This is a genomic window from Mesorhizobium sp. M1A.F.Ca.IN.022.06.1.1 (assembly GCF_003952605.1).
Classification (GTDB): Bacteria; Pseudomonadota; Alphaproteobacteria; order Rhizobiales; family Rhizobiaceae; genus Mesorhizobium.
Map to the genome: position 1 here is coordinate 4113658 of NZ_CP034455.1, position 16351 is coordinate 4130008.

The 16351-nt window shown below is 65.1% G+C and carries 16 protein-coding genes; 8 read left to right on the top strand and 8 right to left on the bottom strand.

What is annotated here, in order from left to right; genetic code table 11:
* Positions 1 to 93: 93 nt before the first annotated feature.
* A complete protein-coding gene (locus EJ078_RS19530; RefSeq protein ID WP_095826745.1) occupies positions 94 to 1068 on the bottom strand; it encodes an adenosine deaminase in 975 nt (324 codons plus the stop codon).
* Positions 1069 to 1239: 171 nt separating this feature from the next.
* Here EJ078_RS19530 and ubiE point away from each other — a divergent pair, with 171 nt between their 5' ends.
* The 3 genes from ubiE to coaBC all read left to right on the top strand — a co-directional run bounded on the left by ubiE (position 1240) and on the right by coaBC (position 5150).
* Positions 1240 to 2016, top strand: a complete 777-nt coding sequence (ubiE, locus tag EJ078_RS19535; protein WP_127403256.1) for a bifunctional demethylmenaquinone methyltransferase/2-methoxy-6-polyprenyl-1,4-benzoquinol methylase UbiE — start codon at positions 1240 to 1242, stop codon at positions 2014 to 2016.
* A gap of 13 nt (positions 2017 to 2029) precedes the next feature.
* Positions 2030 to 3604, top strand: a complete 1575-nt coding sequence (gene ubiB, locus EJ078_RS19540; protein ID WP_095781082.1) for a 2-polyprenylphenol 6-hydroxylase — start codon at positions 2030 to 2032, stop codon at positions 3602 to 3604.
* Between the two features lie 73 nt (positions 3605 to 3677).
* Positions 3678 to 5150: a bifunctional phosphopantothenoylcysteine decarboxylase/phosphopantothenate--cysteine ligase CoaBC gene (gene coaBC / locus EJ078_RS19545; protein ID WP_206618023.1), complete on the top strand. Its 1473-nt coding sequence runs from the start codon at positions 3678 to 3680 to the stop codon at positions 5148 to 5150.
* On the opposite strand, the gene EJ078_RS19550 is transcribed toward coaBC, so the two are convergent.
* From EJ078_RS19550 to EJ078_RS19575, 6 genes are all read right to left on the bottom strand, one after another.
* Positions 5147 to 6598, bottom strand: a complete 1452-nt coding sequence (locus tag EJ078_RS19550; protein WP_245458872.1) for an MFS transporter — start codon at positions 6596 to 6598, stop codon at positions 5147 to 5149. The genes coaBC and EJ078_RS19550 overlap by 4 nt on opposite strands.
* A gap of 197 nt (positions 6599 to 6795) precedes the next feature.
* Positions 6796 to 7272, bottom strand: a complete 477-nt coding sequence (locus EJ078_RS19555) for a DUF992 domain-containing protein (RefSeq protein ID WP_067325778.1) — start codon at positions 7270 to 7272, stop codon at positions 6796 to 6798.
* A gap of 189 nt (positions 7273 to 7461) precedes the next feature.
* Positions 7462 to 8313, bottom strand: a complete 852-nt coding sequence (locus EJ078_RS19560) for a tetratricopeptide repeat protein (protein WP_067002613.1) — start codon at positions 8311 to 8313, stop codon at positions 7462 to 7464.
* 136 nt (positions 8314 to 8449) lie between these two features.
* Positions 8450 to 8713, bottom strand: coding sequence for a 30S ribosomal protein S21 (rpsU, locus tag EJ078_RS19565; RefSeq protein ID WP_040969057.1), 264 nt, complete (start codon positions 8711 to 8713; stop codon positions 8450 to 8452).
* A 177-nt stretch (positions 8714 to 8890) separates the two neighbouring features.
* Positions 8891 to 9277 (bottom strand): SET domain-containing protein-lysine N-methyltransferase, encoded by a 387-nt coding sequence (locus tag EJ078_RS19570; RefSeq protein WP_127403459.1) that lies wholly within the window; start codon positions 9275 to 9277, stop codon positions 8891 to 8893.
* Between the two features lie 98 nt (positions 9278 to 9375).
* Positions 9376 to 10134: an SDR family oxidoreductase gene (locus EJ078_RS19575; protein WP_127216681.1), complete on the bottom strand. Its 759-nt coding sequence runs from the start codon at positions 10132 to 10134 to the stop codon at positions 9376 to 9378.
* A 253-nt stretch (positions 10135 to 10387) separates the two neighbouring features.
* Here EJ078_RS19575 and EJ078_RS19580 point away from each other — a divergent pair, with 253 nt between their 5' ends.
* From EJ078_RS19580 to EJ078_RS19600, 5 genes are all read left to right on the top strand, one after another.
* Positions 10388 to 11641, top strand: a complete 1254-nt coding sequence (locus EJ078_RS19580) for a sarcosine oxidase subunit beta (protein WP_127239431.1) — start codon at positions 10388 to 10390, stop codon at positions 11639 to 11641.
* Positions 11642 to 11726: 85 nt separating this feature from the next.
* Positions 11727 to 12023, top strand: coding sequence for a sarcosine oxidase subunit delta (locus EJ078_RS19585; RefSeq protein ID WP_067325793.1), 297 nt, complete (start codon positions 11727 to 11729; stop codon positions 12021 to 12023).
* The gene (locus EJ078_RS19590) at positions 12020 to 15028 is read left to right on the top strand and encodes a sarcosine oxidase subunit alpha (protein ID WP_127246104.1); all 3009 of its coding nucleotides are present in this window, start codon (positions 12020 to 12022) and stop codon (positions 15026 to 15028) included. The genes EJ078_RS19585 and EJ078_RS19590 overlap by 4 nt, the downstream gene beginning before the upstream one ends.
* Complete coding sequence (locus EJ078_RS19595; protein ID WP_127216522.1) at positions 15021 to 15605, top strand: sarcosine oxidase subunit gamma; 585 nt, start codon at positions 15021 to 15023, stop codon at positions 15603 to 15605. The genes EJ078_RS19590 and EJ078_RS19595 overlap by 8 nt, the downstream gene beginning before the upstream one ends.
* An 84-nt stretch (positions 15606 to 15689) precedes the next feature.
* On the top strand, positions 15690 to 15908 hold the full coding sequence (locus tag EJ078_RS19600) for a hypothetical protein (protein ID WP_067325802.1): 219 nt from the start codon (positions 15690 to 15692) through the stop codon (positions 15906 to 15908).
* An 85-nt stretch (positions 15909 to 15993) separates the two neighbouring features.
* Here EJ078_RS19600 and EJ078_RS19605 read toward each other — a convergent pair whose 3' ends face one another.
* A complete protein-coding gene (locus EJ078_RS19605; protein WP_095800511.1) occupies positions 15994 to 16230 on the bottom strand; it encodes a DUF680 domain-containing protein in 237 nt (78 codons plus the stop codon).
* Positions 16231 to 16351: the final 121 nt, after the last annotated feature.

Here is a 16351-nt window from a genome sequence, read left to right on the forward strand (position 1 = left end):
TGAATAGTGAGCCGGTTTGCGAGTCCTGATGGGCCGATGATTAGTTGGCACGCTGAAGCCGCCGGCAAACGTTCACCATTCACCATTCACCATTCACCGGCCTTTGGGGTCGAGCCGGCTCATCAGCATCGCCTTGGTCTTCCGGTCGACGAAGGCCGCCTCGATGGCCGTCCTCGTGACGGCGGTAAGCGCCTTGTCGTCCATCGCGAAATGCTCGGCGGCGATATCGTATTCGCGCTTCAGCGATGTCCAGAAATAGGGCGGGTCGTCGGAATTGAGCGTCACCTTGCAGCCGGCCGCGCGCAACGCCGGAAAAGGATGCGTGGCGAAACTATCGAACACCTTGAGCGCGATGTTGGAGCCGGGGCAGCATTCCAGCACCACGCCCTCGGCGGCTATGCGGCGAACGAGGTCCGGGTTCTCGATGGCGCGCACGCCATGGCCGATCCGCGATGGGCGGATATGGTCGAGCGCTGCCGCCACGCTTTCCCAGCCCATCAATTCTCCGGCGTGGATGGTGATGCCGAGGCCGGCCTCGCGCGCGATCTCGAACGCACGGACGTAGTCCTCGAAATCGCCGATGCGCTCGTCGCCGGCGACGCCGAAGCCGGTGACCAGCGGATGGCCGCAGCGCGCCGCAAAGCGCGCCGCCTGCTCGATCGCCTCGACGCCGACGTGGCGTACGCCGGTGACGATCATGCGCCCCTCGATGCCGGTCCTCGCCTTGGCGCGGGCCATGCCTTCGCCCAGCGCATCCGTATAGGCCTTGGGCGAAAGCCCGGCCTTTTTCGCGTGATCCGGCGAGGTGAAGACCTCGGAATAGATGGCGCCGTCGCGGGCGAGGCTGGTGAGATAATGATCGGTTAGACGGGCGTAATCCTCCTCGGTGCGGAACAGGTCGGAAGCAAAATCATAGGCGGCGAGGAAAGACGTGAAATCGTGCCAGACGAAAGAGCCGTTCTGGATGTAGGGCGAAGGGTCCTTGCCGTATTTGCGGGCCTGGCTGACGACGAGGTCGGGCGCCGCTGCCCCTTCGATGTGGCAGTGCAATTCGGCTTTCAAGATCATGCGGCCATCCCGTGCGGTATTCTTCTGTCGTGGCGCCGATTCCGGGTGGAAAATCGTGGCAAACTCTTCCCCGACCCGTTCTGAAAGCGCGGCCGAAAACCGCGCCTTGGACAATAGCGCCCGCCCCATCGATCGGCTATGGTCCCGCCGGTTTTATGGCGGATCGAAATAATGTCAGTTGAGAGAACCACGGTCGCGGGCGGCATGGAAACCTCCTATGGTTTCAGGAAGGTTGGCGCGGGCGACAAGCAGTCGCTCGTCAATGACGTCTTTCACAAGGTGGCCAATCGATACGACCTGATGAACGATCTGATGTCGGGTGGGTTGCACCGGCTGTGGAAGGACGCGATGGTCGCGTGGCTCAACCCCCCGAAGCGGCCGGGCTGGAAGGTGCTCGACGTCGCCGGCGGCACCGGCGACATCGCCTTTCGCATCATCGAGGCAAGCCAGCGCCATGCGCATGCCACGGTGCTCGACATCAACGGCTCAATGCTCGACGTCGGCCGCGACAGGGCCGAAAAGAAAGGCCTCTCGGAAAAGACCGATTTCGTCGAGGCCAATGCCGAAGCGCTGCCGTTCGAGGACGGCACGTTCGATGCGTATACGATCGCGTTCGGCATCCGCAACGTGCCGCGCATCGATGTGGCGCTGAGCGAAGCTTTTCGTGTGCTGAAGCGCGGCGGGCGCTTCCTATGCCTGGAGTTTTCCGAGGTCGACATGCCGCTGCTCGACAAGGCCTACGAGGCTTGGTCGTTCAACGCCATCCCCAAAATCGGCAGGGCGGTGACCGGCGACGGCGAGCCCTATTCCTATCTGGTCGAATCGATCCGCAAGTTCCCCAACCAGCAGAACTTCGCCGCGATGATTGGTCGGGCCGGCTTCGATCGGGTCACTTTCCGCAACTATTCGGGGGGCATCGCGGCGCTCCATTCGGGCTGGAAGCTTTGAGGCAGGGCGTCCGATGACCAGCGTTGGCGCCGGCTTCCGGCTCGCCAGGGCCGGCTGGGTGCTGGTCCGCGAGGGCGTCGTCGCGGCGCTGCCCGGCGAAGAGCTTTCCGGTATGCCGAAGCTCGGCTGGCGGCTGGCGCGCGTGCTCACTCGCCGCCGCGCCCGAAGCCATCTGCGCGGCGACCGGCTGGCGCAGGCGGTGGTGCGGCTGGGGCCATCCTATGTGAAGCTCGGCCAGTTCCTCGCCACGCGGCCCGACGTCGTCGGCAACGACATGGCGGTCGACCTTGCGCTGCTGCAGGACAAGATGCACACCTTTCCGAGGGCGGAAGCGGTCGCGGCGATCGAAGCCTCGCTCGGGCGCAGGATCGAGGATCTCTACGCAACCTTCGGCGAGCCGGTCGCGGCGGCATCGATCGCCCAGGTGCACGGCGCCGAAGTCGTTCGCGACGGAAAGGCTTCACGGGTCGCGGTGAAGGTCATCCGCCCCGGCGTGCGCCATCGCTTCTTCCAGGATCTCGAGAGCTACTTCCTCGCCGCCCGCCTGCAGGAGAAGTACATCCCCTCCTCGCGCCGCCTGCGGCCGATCGAGGTGACCCAGACGCTGGCGCAGACCACCAAGGTCGAGATGGACATGCGGCTCGAAGCGGCCGCGTTTTCCGAGCTCGCTGAGAACACCAAGGATGATCCGGGCTTCCGCGTGCCAGCGGTCGATTGGGAGCGGACCGGCCGCGACGTGATCACCATGGAGTGGATCGACGGCGTCAAGATGAACGATCTGACCGGCCTTGCTGCCGCCGGTCACGACCTCAAGGCGATCGCAGCCAATCTCGTCCAGTCCTTCCTCAGGCACACGCTGCGCGACGGCTTCTTCCATGCCGACATGCATCCGGGCAACCTGTTCGTCGAACCGGACGGCACCATCGTTGCCGTCGATCTCGGCATCGCCGGCAGGCTCGGCAAGAAGGAGCGGCGTTTTCTGGCCGAGATCCTCTACGGCTTCATCGTGCGCGACTACCGGCGCGTCGCCGAGGTGCATTTCGAGGCCGGCTATGTGCCGCGTCAGCACAATGTCTCGGCCTTCGCGCAGGCGATCCGCGCCATCGGCGAGCCGATCCACGGCCAGTCGGCCGACACGATCTCGATGGCCAAGCTTCTGACGCTGCTGTTCGAGGTCACCGACCTCTTCGACATGGCGACGCGGACCGAGCTGGTGCTTTTGCAAAAGACCATGGTGGTGGTCGAAGGCGTGGCCCGCACGCTCGATCCGGCGTTCAACATGTGGAAGACTTCGGAGCCGGTGGTCAGTGACTGGATCGCGGGCAATCTCGGCCCGCGCGGCGTGCTCTCGGACGCGCGGGACGCCGGCAAGGCCTTGATCTCGCTGGCGAGGCAGGCGCCGGACATTGCGGTTCGCACCGAGCGGCTGTCGCGTGAGATCGACCTGATGGCCGAGCATGGCTTGCGCTTCGACGAGGCGACCGCGCGCGCGATCGGCAAGGCGGAGGCGCGCCACACCCGCTCCGGCCGGGTGGCGCTGTGGACCATTGCGCTGACGCTGATTTACATCGCGTGGCGGATTTTCTGACCGCCCGCCGCCTTGCTGCGTTTTGATTGCATTGCTATCATTGCCGGCGCTAGTTTGAGGCGGGTGCAATCAGATGGCCAGCATCACGATCCGCAACCTTGACGATGGAGTTAAGGACCTGCTGCGCCAATTGGCTGCCGAAAATGGCTGCTCGATGGAGGAGCAGGCCCGGGCGATGATCAGGGCGGCGGTTGAGGGCCGGGCAGGGCAGGCCGACCGCATCGACCAGATCGAGAAGACGCTGCGTGCGCTGACCGGCCCCGGCCAGCAAGCACCGCCTATCGCCGACATGCCCGGCAGGCCATCAGTTCGCGGAACGCTCTCCGGCAAACGCGTCCTTCTCGTCATCGGCGGCGGCATCGCCGCCTATAAATCGCTCGACCTGATCCGGCGCCTGCGCGAGCGCGGCGCTTCTGTCCGGGTGGTAATGACATCAGCTGCGCAGGAATTCGTCACCACGCTGTCCGTCGGCGCGCTTTCGGCCGACCATGTTTTCACCGAACTCTTCGACCGCAATGACGAGCACGATGTCGGCCACATAAGGCTGTCGCGCGAGGCAGATCTGCTGGTCGTGGCGCCGGCCACCGCCGACCTGATGGCGAAGCTCGCCAACGGCCATGCCAATGATCTTGCCTCGACGGTGCTGCTTGCGACCGACAAGAAAGTGCTGATGGCGCCGGCGATGAATCCGAAGATGTGGTCGCATCCGGCGACGCGGCGCAACCGGGCGACCCTGCAGAAGGATGGCATCGCCTTTGTCGGGCCGGCCAAGGGCGAGATGGCGGAAAGCAACGAGGCGGGCGAAGGCCGCATGGCCGAGCCGCTGGAAATCGTGGCCGCGATCGAGGCGATGCTCGACGAGAAGCCGCAGCCGCTTGCGGGCCGCAAGATCATCGTCACCTCGGGGCCGACGCATGAGCCGATCGATCCGGTGCGCTACATCGCCAACCGTTCGTCCGGCAAGCAGGGCCATGCGATCGCGGCGGCACTGGCGAAGCTCGGCGCCGATGTCCGGCTCGTGTCCGGTCCGGTCAACATCGCCGATCCGGCCGGGGTGAAGACCACGCATGTGGAAACAGCGGCCGAGATGAAGGAAGCGGTCGAGAACCTTCTGCCGGCGGACGCGGCTGTTTTCGTCGCGGCCGTCGCCGACTGGCGCACCGCGAATGCCGCCGGTGAAAAGATCAAGAAGGTGGCAGGGAAGGGCCCGCCGTCGCTCAAGATGGTCGAGAATCCCGACATCCTGGCGGGCGTCGGTTATCATGCGCAGAGGCCCGGTCTTGTCGTCGGCTTTGCCGCCGAGACGCAGGACCTCATCGGCAACGCCGAGGCCAAGCTCAGGAAGAAGGGCGCCGATCTCATCGTCGCGAACGACGTCTCGCATGGGAGCGGCATCGGCCCTTCCGGCGTGATGGGCGGCGATCGCAACAAGGTGCGCATCGTCTCGCGCACGGGCGTCGAGGAATGGCCGGAGATGGGCAAGGACGAGGTGGCGACACGGCTCGCCGCATCGATTGCCGAGCGGCTGAAAACGATAGTGGTTTAGCTGGCCGCTGCCTGCCGTCGCATTGGCGGCAGCGCGATCCGCAGCGCGGCGATGCAGCCGAGGATCCCAAGCGGCACGAAGGCGAGGAAGAGCCAGCCGGCCACGCCTGCAGCCGCGTCACGATTGAGGCCTTGCGAGAAGCCGCTGGCGTTGGCCACAATGCCGGCAAGGGCCGCGCCCACCGCGTAGCCGATCCGCTGCATGGTCGGCACGGCGGCGGAAGCGATCGTCTGCTCGCCGTCACGGGCCGAAGCGACGATGACACGCGTCAGGAACGGCCAGCAGACGCCGAAGCCACCACCCTGCAGCAGAGCGCAGAGCAGGATCAGCGGGATCGAACCTGCGGGGATGGCATAGGCGAAACCGGCAAGACCGGAGGCGATCATCAGCGCGCCGACGACGATGATCAGTCTTTCGCGCTCCAGCGGCGCATTGGCGATGAGGATCGACAGGATCGACCAGGCGATGGATTCGGCAGCGATGATATAGCCGGTGGTCAGGATTGGGATGCCGTGCAGCGTGGTGAGCAGCAGCGGCCCGTAAATGGTGAACGTGCAGGTCGCTACCGAGAAGGCCGCAACCATCGTCATGCCTGAGCCAAGCGGCGAGCGCCATGAGAACAAAGGTGCCGGAAACAGGCGCGAGCGCGGCCTGCGGGCATCGATGCGGAAGAAAAGCGCCAGGCCGATCAGCCCGAGGGCCAGCAGCAGCGACGAGCGCAGCAGGGCGATGTCGATGCCGGCGGCAGCGATCAGCACGACGGCGATGGCGAGACAGGCAAGCGCCGGATAGGGAAAGGGCGGCGCCGTGCCGCTGCCCGCCTGCGGCCTCGTCGCCTCCGGCGTGTCCAGCACGATAAAGCTCGCCAGCGCCATCGCCGCGCCGCCGACAGTGAAGACGCCAAAGGCCCAGCGCCATGACAGGAACTCGGTCATAACAGCGCCGAGCATCGGTCCGCTGAAGGCGGCGACGCCCCAGATCGCCGACATGATGCCGAAGAGCTGCGGCCAGATGTTGCGCGGAAAGAGACGCTCGACCGAAACGAAGGCGAGCGACACCAGCGCGCCGCCGCCAAGTCCCTCGACCAGCCGCCCGGCGAGGAAGAACGGCATGGACGGTGCCACGGCGCAGATCAGCGCGCCTGCCGCGTAGAGCAGGGCGGCGACCATCATGTTGGAGCGCAGCGCGACATAGCTCACCAGCCGCCCGGCGGCGGCACCAGCGACGATGGCGCCGAGCTCATAGATCGCCAGCGACCAGCCAACGAGCTGCACGCCGGCCAGCTCGCCGACCATGGCCGGCATCACCGTCGCCACCATAGTCTCATTGGTGGCATGCAGCAGGATGCCGAGACTGACGAAGCAGAAACGCGCCAGGTCGCCGCTTGCCCACAGTGCTCGCCAGTCCACCTTGTTGCCGGCCACGTTGCCGCCGCCTGCTGCCGTCACGTCGATCTCCCGCTTGTTTTCCGCAACCTCATCCGCATTGCGAACGAAGCGCCAGATCCAGTTCGGCAGGGCTTGTAGAACCTCAAGCGCAGTTGAGCTCAAGAGGCATTTTCGGCGATGTCAGCGAGCAAGCGCGCTAAAAATTCGGCCCGGGAACGAGCGTCCCGGGCCGTATCGGTGCTAATTGATTTGAAATTTCACTTATAGGAGTGGACGAGGTCCAGCGAAGCCACGGCAACAGCGAGGTTGACGCCGGTCTGTGCCTGGACGCTCAGCGGCTCGAGCATGAAGGCGCCGTCCAGGCCACCGACCAAAAGATTGGCGCCGCCGCCGGTCACGACGCTCGCCTCCGCGTTGACGCCGTAATAGCTGCCGGCGAGATCGCCCGAGTCATGGTGGCGGGTGGCGGCGAGAACTGCCCAGACAAGCTGACCTTGATGCGTCCGGCCGATATCGACGCCCAGCTTGGAGATCATGCCCGTATAGAGCTCGGCCGGGCCGTGATGATAGGGGCGGAAGACGCAGGACACGCCCTTGTTGGAGGTGATGACGTAACCGGTGCCCCCGTCGATGGTGCAATCGAGCGTGCCGAGCCGGAGTGTGCCGGCGCTGACCGGAGAAGCGAGGACCGTGGCGGCAAGCGCGGCGGCGGCACAGGCAAGTGTCTTGATCATCGGAAATGTCCTTTCGCAACAAACGGCCCCGGTTAAACGGTCGAGGTGCGAGGAGCGTTCCGCCCAAAACTTGGCGCGAGCATGGCGAGCCAACGCATCGCCGTTGGCGGCTGACGGCCACATCGGCGTGTCAGCGCCGCAATAGACCCATCGCGGGCGACCGGACCCGCGGGCGGCCTTAGCTTCCGATCAGCTGGCGCCGGCCGAGGTGCGCGACAGGCCGTCCTTGGCGGGTTGGTAATTCGGGTCGAGGTGGACAGCCTCGCGGTAGGACTTGGCCGCCCTTTCCTTGTCGCCGCGTCGCTCGTAGATCAGCGCCTGGTTGGCCCAGGCCTCGGCGTTCTTGCCGTCGAGCTTGATGGCCATGTTGAAGTCGGCGAAGGCGTTGTCCTCGTCATTCATGGCGAGATAGGACAGGCCGCGGCCGTTGTAGGGCTCGGCTGCGTCCGGCGCCAGCGAGATGGCGGTCGAGAAATCCTCGATGGCGAACTTGTGCTGGCCCTGGCTCTGATAGATCAGGCCGCGATTGTGGTAGGCGCGGGCGTCGGTCGTGTCGAGTTGGATCGCCTTCTGGAAATCGTTGAAGGCGTCGTTGACGCGGCCGGCCTTGCGATAAAGATTGCCGCGGCCGATGTAGGCGGCGTCGTAGTTGGCGTTGATTTGGATCGAGCGGTTATAGTCGGCAAGCGCTGCTTGCTGGTTGCCGAGGAAACGCTGGATGAGCGCCCGGTTCGAATAGGCCTGATAGAAGTTCGGATTGAGCTGGATGGCGGTGTCGAAATCCTTGAGCGCCGCCTGGTACTGGCCGCCGCGGCCATAGGCCGAGCCGCGCACATTGTAACCCTCGGGATCCTGAGGATTGCGCTGGATGACAGCCGACAGCGAGGAGATGTTCTCGGTCGAGCCTTGCGCCTTGTCGATATTGTTGAACTCCCCCGTCGGGGCCGTCTGGCATGCTGCAAGGGTCAGGCCCGAAAGCAGGGCCGCCGTCAGGGCGAAGCCGCGAAAAGCGGTTCTGCGCTCCACGGTAATTGCGTTCATCTCAGTCCTCACTGGCGCCGCGCCGTCAGGTCCGTTCCCTCTCCGAACCGGCTCGAACGCATAAACAAAAAGGTGGCGGCGATTCCGCATCGCGCCACCCTCGGTATCCTTCGAAAAGGACGAAAAATTGACGGTATCAGCGCGGCGAACGCGATGCGCCGGCAGCACCAGCCGGAGCCGGGCGCGGGGTCATCGGCAGCAGGCCTTCGCGCTGGGCGCGCTTACGGGCCAGCTTGCGGGCGCGGCGGACGGCTTCCGCCTTCTCGCGGGCACGCTTCTCGGACGGCTTTTCGTAGTGACCGCGCATCTTCATTTCGCGGAAAATACCTTCGCGCTGCATCTTCTTCTTCAGCGCGCGAAGCGCCTGATCAACGTTGTTGTCGCGGACGAGTACCTGCACGTGTAATCCTGTCTTCGGGTTTGAAATCTCAGGCAAGCAGCCCATAGACGCATGCCTCCGCAGTGACCTGCACCGCGAATTGTGCCGGCTGATAGCAGAATCAGGCCGTGCTGTCCACCGTTGATTGCAGGAAACCGCGATCGGAAGCCCGAGCGCCGTGCCTTGCCGGTCTGAGCCTTAGGCGGTCGCCAGATGCAGACGGGCGAAATCCTCAAAGAATTCGCCATAGTCGCAAGTGATTTCCTCGCCGGCCGCGATATCCCGGGTCGCTGTGGCGCCACGATATTGGGAGAAATCCGTGTTCGGCCGCTCGGAATGGTTCATGAAGCGGCCATTGTCGACCTCATATACCATGAAACCCGGCTTGTCCGGGCTCGGATAGGCGTAGCGGTCGAGCAATTCCTTGAGATGCGGCGGCGCCTTCTCGTATTTCTCCATGGGGATCAGCCGGTCGAAATCGGGATCGAGCCGCCAGATGGAGGCACCTTTCCTGACCGGCTCGGCGGCGAAAACGCCGACGCCTTCGATGGCGCTCTGGGCTACATAGGTTCTGATCAGCAGCATCGTTCCGATCCGTTTTCGACGGGAAACCAAATCGTCAAAACGGACCGGAATGCAAGGCCCCGTCGCGCGATTTCAGCGGATGAGCATGGCTGCCGACGTCACGTCCGATTGATCGAGACGCCACCATCGGCAAACAGCGCCGCGCCGGTGGTGAAGCTTGAGGCGTCCGAGGCAAGGTAGAGCGCTGAGCGGGCGATCTCCTCGGGCCGGGCCACACGCTTCAAGGCATGCAGGTTTTCGACGAATGTTCGCGACTCCGGCGTCTTGAACGTCGCTGCGGGCGTGTCGGTGCCGCCGGGCAGCAGCGCGTTGACGCGCAGCCCTTTCGGGCCGTATTCGGCGGCCAGCACCTGCGTCAGCCCGATCAGCCCCGCCTTGGCGGCGGCATAGGCGGCCATGCCCGGCATGCCGGCGGTATAGCCGACGAAGCTCGAGGTGAAGATCAGCGAGCCGCCGCCGCGCTCCAGCATCGCCGGGATCTGGTGCCTGGCGGCGAGGAAGGCGCTGGTCAAATTGGTGTCGATCGTATCGTGCCAAGTCGCCGGCGCCATCTCCGGAACCTGCGCCATCAAGCCGACGGCGCCGGCATTGTTGAAGGCAATGTCGAGGCCGCCGAAGCTTTCGACTGCAAGCTCGACCAGAGCCCTGGCATAGGCTTCGTCTCGGACATCGCCGGCGAGTGCAATTGCGGTTCCACCGGCCGTCTCGATTTCGCCGACGAGTGCATCGAGTTCGGCCCGGCGGCGCGCCGCGACGACGAGACTGGCGCCCTGCTCGGCGAACAGACTGGCCGTAGCGCGGCCGATGCCGGAACTGGCGCCGGTGACGATGGCGACCTTTTCGGTGAGTGCGAACATTTCACATCCTTTCTCTATGCCGGTCCAGCCGGTGATGGGATGCTTGGTCGCAAATCGGCATTTCGGCAGCCACCCGAAAGCTGACTTGCCGATCGGAATGCAAGTTGTCGGGCATGCGCCGCGCAGCCGCGGCGCAAAACGGCAAGCGCCGTCGCAAACAGCGCAAGGGTGACTGCACGCTTTCGCTAGTGATACACCACGCGCGCCGGGGAATGCCCGGCCGAGATCCGCGATTTTTGGCGCGAGGCTGAACGTGAAGAAATACTCCGTATTCGCCATTGCCCGCGAGGCGATGCGCGGCCACAAGGGCTGGGAAGAGCAATGGACCTCACCCGAGCCGAAGAAGGAATACGACGTCATCATCGTCGGCGCCGGCGGCCACGGCCTGGCCACCGCCTATTATCTGGCGACCGAGCACGGCATCACCAATGTCGCGGTGCTGGAAAAGGGCTGGCTCGGCGGCGGCAACACCGGCCGCAACACCACCATCATCCGCTCCAACTATCTCTATGACGAAAGCGCCAGCATCTACGACCATGCGCTGAAGTTGTGGGACGGACTGAGCCAGGAGCTCAACTACAACGTCATGTATTCGGCGCGCGGCGTCATGATGCTCGCGCACAATGTGCATGACGTTCAGGTGTTCAAGCGCCACATCCATGCCAACCGCCTCAACGGCATCGACAATGAGTGGCTGACGCCGGAACAGGCGAAGGAGTTCTGTCCGCCGCTCAATATTTCCAAGGAGGCGCGCTATCCGGTCATGGGTGCCGCGCTGCAGCGCCGCGGCGGCACGGCCCGCCACGATGCGGTCGCCTGGGGTTATGCGCGCGGCGCCTCGGCGCGCGGCGTGCACATCATCCAGAACTGCGAGGTCACCGGCGTCAAGCGTGCGGCCAACGGCGCGGTCACCGGCGTCGAGACGACGCGCGGCTTCATCGGCGCCAAGAAGGTCGGCGTCGTCGCTGCCGGCCATTCGTCGGTCATCATGGATATGGCCGGCGTGCGCATGCCGTTGGAGAGTTATCCGTTGCAGGCGCTGGTCTCGGAGCCGGTCAAGCCGGTGGTGCCATGCGTCATCATGTCGAACACGGTGCACGCCTATATCTCGCAGTCGGACAAGGGCGAGCTGGTCATCGGCGCCGGCACCGACCAGTATATCTCCTATTCGCAAACCGGCGGCCTGCACATCCTGCAGCACACGCTCGACGCCATCTGCGAGATGTTCCCGATCTTCACCCGCATGAAGATGCTGCGCTCCTGGGGCGGCATCGTCGACGTGACCCCCGACCGCTCGCCGATCCTGGCTAAGACGCCGGTCAAGGGCCTCTATGTCAATTGCGGCTGGGGCACCGGCGGCTTCAAGGCGACGCCAGGTTCGGGCAACGTCTTTGCCCACACCATCGCCAGGGACGACCCGCACCCGATCAACGCGCCCTTCACGCTCGAGCGCTTCCGCACCGGCCGTCTCATCGACGAAGCGGCGGCGGCGGCGGTGGCGCATTGATGATGGCCGAGATGGCCTGCCAGAAGCTTTGCGATCAACCGGCCGGCGCCCGCGTCAGCCATGGCGAATTGTAGGATCAACCTAGATGCTTCTCATCCGCTGTCCCTATTGCGAGGAAGAGCGCCCGGAACTCGAGTTCCGCAATGCTGGCGAGGCGCATATTGCGCGCCCGACCAACATTGCCGCCGAGAGCGACGACGATTTCGAGAAATTCTTCTTCATCCGCTCGAACCCCAAGGGCGTGATCTATGAGCGCTGGCGGCACATCCATGGCTGCGCGCGCTTTTTCAACGCCGTGCGCGACACCGTGACCGACAAGTTCGTCATGACCTACAAGGCCGGCGAGCCGAAGCCTGCGAAGCTGCCTGGAGCCTCGAAATGAACGCCGCCTTCCGCATTTCCGGCGCCGGGCGTCTCAGCCAGGCGAAGACCGCCTCGTTCAGCTTCGACGGCAAGCAGTATATCGGGATCGAGGGCGACACGCTGGCCTCGGCGCTGCTCGCCAACGGCGTGCATCTCGTCGGCCGCTCCTTCAAGTACCACCGGCCGCGCGGCTTCCTCTCGGCCGGCGCGGAAGAACCCAACGCGCTGGTGCAGATCGTGCGCGACGACGCGCGCAAGACGCCGAATGTGCGGGCGACCGTGCAGGAGCTCTATGACGGGCTCACCGCCAATTCGCAGAACCGCTGGCCCTCGCTCGCCTTCGATGTCGGCGCGGTCAACGACATTGCCTCGCCGATGTTCTCGGCCGGCTTCTACTACAAGACCTTCATGTGGCCGAAGTCGGCCTGGTTGAACTTCTATGAGCCGAAGATCCGCGCGACGGCCGGCCTTGGCGTTTCCCCCGACCGGCCGGATCCCGACCATTATGCGGCGCGCTACGCGCATTGCGACGTGCTGGTGCTGGGCGGCGGTGCGGCCGGCATCACTGCGGCGCTTGCCGCAGCCGAAACCGGCGTGCGGGTGATCCTCGCCGACGAGCAGGCCGAATTCGGCGGCAGCCTGCGCTTCGAGAGCGGCGCCAGGATCGATGGCGAGGACGGCTTTGCCTGGGCACAAGCCGCGATCGCCAAACTCAAGGCGATGGACAATGTCCGAGTGCTGTCGCGCACGACAGCTTTCGGGTACTACGCGCAGAACTTCGTCGGCCTGGTCGAGCGGGTCAGCGACCATCTCAAGAGCCCCGGCCGGGAGCTGGCGCGCGAGCGCCTGTGGCAGGTTCGCGCCAAGCGGGTCGTGCTCGCGACCGGCGCCATCGAGCGGCACATGGTGTTCGCCAACAACGACCGGCCGGGCGTCATGCTGGCATCGGCGGCGCGCACCTACCTCAACCACTATGGCGTGGCGGTCGGTAGGAATGTCGGCGTCTATACGGCAAACGACTCGGCCTACGCGGCCGCGATCGACCTGAGGAAGGCCGGCGTCAATGTCGCTGCCATCGTCGACCTGCGCGACAACCCGTCGGGGGCGGTGATCGACGAAGCGAGGAGCCTCGGCATCGAGATCAATTTCGGTCGCGCTGTGGTTAGCGCCGGCGGCAAGCTGCGCGTATCGTCGATGACGGTGCAGCCGAAGAACGGCGGCGGCGAGCGCAGGATCGCGGTCGACGCCATCCTGATGTCCGCCGGCTGGACGCCGTCGGTGCATCTGTTCTCGCAGTCGCGCGGCAAAGTCGCCTTCAACGAGGAGGCGCGACGCTTCGTGCCGGGGACCTATGCGCAGGACTGCGTCTCGGTCGGCGCCTGCAACGGCACGGACGGTCTGGAGGCAACGGTGGACGAGGCCTATGCGGCAGGCGCCCAGGCGGCAAGGGACGCCGGCGGCAAGGATTCCAGCGGCAAGATGGGCAAGGGCGCCAAGCCAAAGGTCGATGCCAGTGAAAGCTGGTCACGCGGCATGCTTGGCGCTGCGCCCGGCGCCGGGCCGGGCACCACGGTCAAGGCCTTCGTCGATTTTCAGAACGATGTCACCGCCAAGGACATTCGCCAGGCGGTGCATGAGGGCATGCACTCGATCGAGCACGTCAAGCGCTTCACCACCAACGGCATGGCGACCGACCAGGGTAAGACGTCGAACATGCACGGCCTGGCGATCGCCGCCGAGACGCTCGGCAAGCCGATCCCGCAGGTCGGTCTCACCACGTTCCGCGCGCCCTATACCCCGGTCACCTTCGGCTCGATCGTCGGCCATGCGCGTGGCGCGCTGTTCGACCCGACGCGCCGCACGGCGACGCATGGCTGGGCGGCCGCCCAAGGTGCCGTGTTCGAGGATGTCGGCCAGTGGAAGCGCGCCTGGTATTTCCCGAAAGCCGGCGAGGACATGCACGCCGCCGTCAACCGCGAATGCGTGACGGTGCGCAAAGCGGCCGGCCTGTTCGACGCCTCCACGCTCGGCAAGATCGAGGTGGTCGGGCCGGATGCGGCGAAGTTCATGGAACTGCTCTACACCAACCCGTGGGAGAAGCTGGAGCCCGGCCGCTGCCGCTACGGCATCATGCTGCGCGAGGACGGCTTCATCTATGATGACGGCGTCGTCGGCAGGCTGGCGCCGGACCGCTTCCATGTGACGACGACCACCGGCGGCGCGCCGCGTGTCATGCATCACATGGAGGATTATCTCCAGACCGAGTTCCCGCATCTCAATGTCTGGCTGACCTCGATTACCGAGCAATGGGCGGTGATCGCCGTGCAGGGGCCGAGCGCGCGGAAAATCATCGAGCCTTTGGTCGAAGGCATCGACATGTCGGACGAGGCACTGCCGCATATGTCGGTGCGAGAAGGCAAGATCTGCGGCGTGCCGACGCGGCTGTTCCGCATGTCTTTCACCGGCGAGCGCGGCTTCGAGGTCAACGTGCCGGCCGACTATGGCGAAGCGGTGTGGGAAGCGCTGTGGGCCGAAGGCCAGAAGCATGGCGCGACCGCTTACGGCACCGAAACAATGCACGTGCTGCGCGCCGAAAAGGGCTACATCATCGTCGGCCAGGATACGGACGGCACGGTGACGCCGAACGATGCCGGTCTCGACTGGGCGGTCGGCAAGAAGAAGACCGACTTCGTCGGCATCCGCGGCATGATGCGCGCGGATCTCGTCGCCAAGGGCCGCAAGCAACTGGTCGGCCTGAAGGCCAAGGATCCGAAGGTCGTGTTGGAAGAAGGCGCGCAGATCGTCGAGGATCCGAAACAGGCGATCCCGATGAAGATGATCGGCCACGTCACCTCCAGCTACTGGTCGGAGAACTGCGGGCGCTCGATCGCGCTGGCGCTGGTCGCCGGCGGCCGTGATCGCATGGGCCAGACGCTCTATGTGCCGATGCCGAACGGCACGATCGAGGTGGAGGTCACCGGCATGGTGTTCGTCGACGAAAAGGGGGAGCGCCTCAATGGCTAAGGCTACCGCCAAGACAAAAGCCGCCGACGCTTCAGCTGCCGCCGAACGGCGTCCGGCACTTGCCGGGCGCGCGGTGTCGGCGCCGGGCGTCAAGGTCGAGATCCTACCGCTGGCCGAACGCATCTCGCTGCGCGCGCCCGAAGCTTCCGTCGCCGCGCTGTCCAAGGCGCTCGGCGTGACGCTGCCGTCGAAGCCGAAGACCTCGGCGGCGAAAGGCGGGCGCACCGCCTTATGGCTCGGGCCGGACGAATGGCTGGTCATCGACGATGCCGGCAACGATCCGCTGGCCGACTGCGCCAAGGTTTCGGCGCTGCACTCCGCGGTCGGCATCTCGCATCGCAATGTGGCGATCTCGGTTGCCGGGCCGGCGGCCGCGGTGACGGTCAGTTCCGGTTGCCCACAGGACCTGTCGCTCGAGGCCTTCCCAGTCGGGGCAGCATCGCGCACCATTCTCGGCAAGTCCGAGATCGTGCTGCTGCGTACCGCTGAAGACACGTTCCGGGTGGAATGCTGGCGTTCCTTCTCGGACTATGTATTTACTTTGCTGTCGGAAGCGGCGAGCGACGCGGCGAACTGATCCTGCGCCAACCGGTCCGAAGGGCCGGCCTCGGGGAGCCTTCACCGGTCCGGGCCGTTTCTGCGGCTTGCGAGGAGACTGCCGATGCCGTCCAAGTCTGCGCCGAAGTCGCCCAAGAAGTCAGAGGCGGTCCGTTCGCTGGAGCGGGATCGCGAGATCGAGGAAGAAGAGCTCGAGGAAGGCCTCGAGGACACCTTCCCGGCCAGCGATCCGGTGTCGATTACCAGCACCACCATCCCCGGCGGGCCGGCAAAGCCTGGCAGGGCCAAGACCTTGCCTGGAATGAAGTCGCACAAGAAGTAGAGCGCCGCCGCAGTCAAATCGGGCTTCAGGCGAAACGAAAACGGGCGGCCAAGCGCCGCCGGTTTCGTTTGCGATTTGGCGCTGATTAGAGGCCCGGCACGAACCAAGGGTTCACGTCGATACCGAGCCGCGGGCCGTTGGTCGTCTGAGTGTTGGCGGCATCGGGCTTTTCCACCGAGCCGGTCGCGGCGCAGTCGAGCGCCTGATTGGTGTGAGCCTGGGTGCAGGCCGCAGGGGCGTGCTTGGCCGGCTGGCTCCCGCCAGCGAAAGCGGCGCCCGAGAAAGCCAGCAAGGCAGCGAGCGCGAGGATTGTCTTTTTCATCTTTCCGTCTCCAATCGTACATGTACGACACAACGTACATATACGGTTAATGGAGGCTGAATTCAAGAGGGAATTTGTACGCGTACGACAAATTAGCTTGAACCGAGTAACCGGCGTCGCA

Coding starts and splice junctions, on each gene's coding strand:
- EJ078_RS19530 (WP_095826745.1), bottom strand. CDS start 1,068: ATGATCTTGAAAGCCGAATTGCACTGCCACATCGAAGGGGCAGCGGCG.
- ubiE (WP_127403256.1), top strand. CDS start 1,240: ATGTCAGTTGAGAGAACCACGGTCGCGGGCGGCATGGAAACCTCCTAT.
- ubiB (WP_095781082.1), top strand. CDS start 2,030: ATGACCAGCGTTGGCGCCGGCTTCCGGCTCGCCAGGGCCGGCTGGGTG.
- coaBC (WP_206618023.1), top strand. CDS start 3,678: ATGGCCAGCATCACGATCCGCAACCTTGACGATGGAGTTAAGGACCTG.
- EJ078_RS19555 (WP_067325778.1), bottom strand. CDS start 7,272: ATGATCAAGACACTTGCCTGTGCCGCCGCCGCGCTTGCCGCCACGGTC.
- EJ078_RS19560 (WP_067002613.1), bottom strand. CDS start 8,313: ATGAACGCAATTACCGTGGAGCGCAGAACCGCTTTTCGCGGCTTCGCC.
- EJ078_RS19570 (WP_127403459.1), bottom strand. CDS start 9,277: ATGCTGCTGATCAGAACCTATGTAGCCCAGAGCGCCATCGAAGGCGTC.
- EJ078_RS19575 (WP_127216681.1), bottom strand. CDS start 10,134: ATGTTCGCACTCACCGAAAAGGTCGCCATCGTCACCGGCGCCAGTTCC.
- EJ078_RS19585 (WP_067325793.1), top strand. CDS start 11,727: ATGCTTCTCATCCGCTGTCCCTATTGCGAGGAAGAGCGCCCGGAACTC.
- EJ078_RS19590 (WP_127246104.1), top strand. CDS start 12,020: ATGAACGCCGCCTTCCGCATTTCCGGCGCCGGGCGTCTCAGCCAGGCG.
- EJ078_RS19595 (WP_127216522.1), top strand. CDS start 15,021: ATGGCTAAGGCTACCGCCAAGACAAAAGCCGCCGACGCTTCAGCTGCC.
- EJ078_RS19600 (WP_067325802.1), top strand. CDS start 15,690: ATGCCGTCCAAGTCTGCGCCGAAGTCGCCCAAGAAGTCAGAGGCGGTC.
- EJ078_RS19605 (WP_095800511.1), bottom strand. CDS start 16,230: ATGAAAAAGACAATCCTCGCGCTCGCTGCCTTGCTGGCTTTCTCGGGC.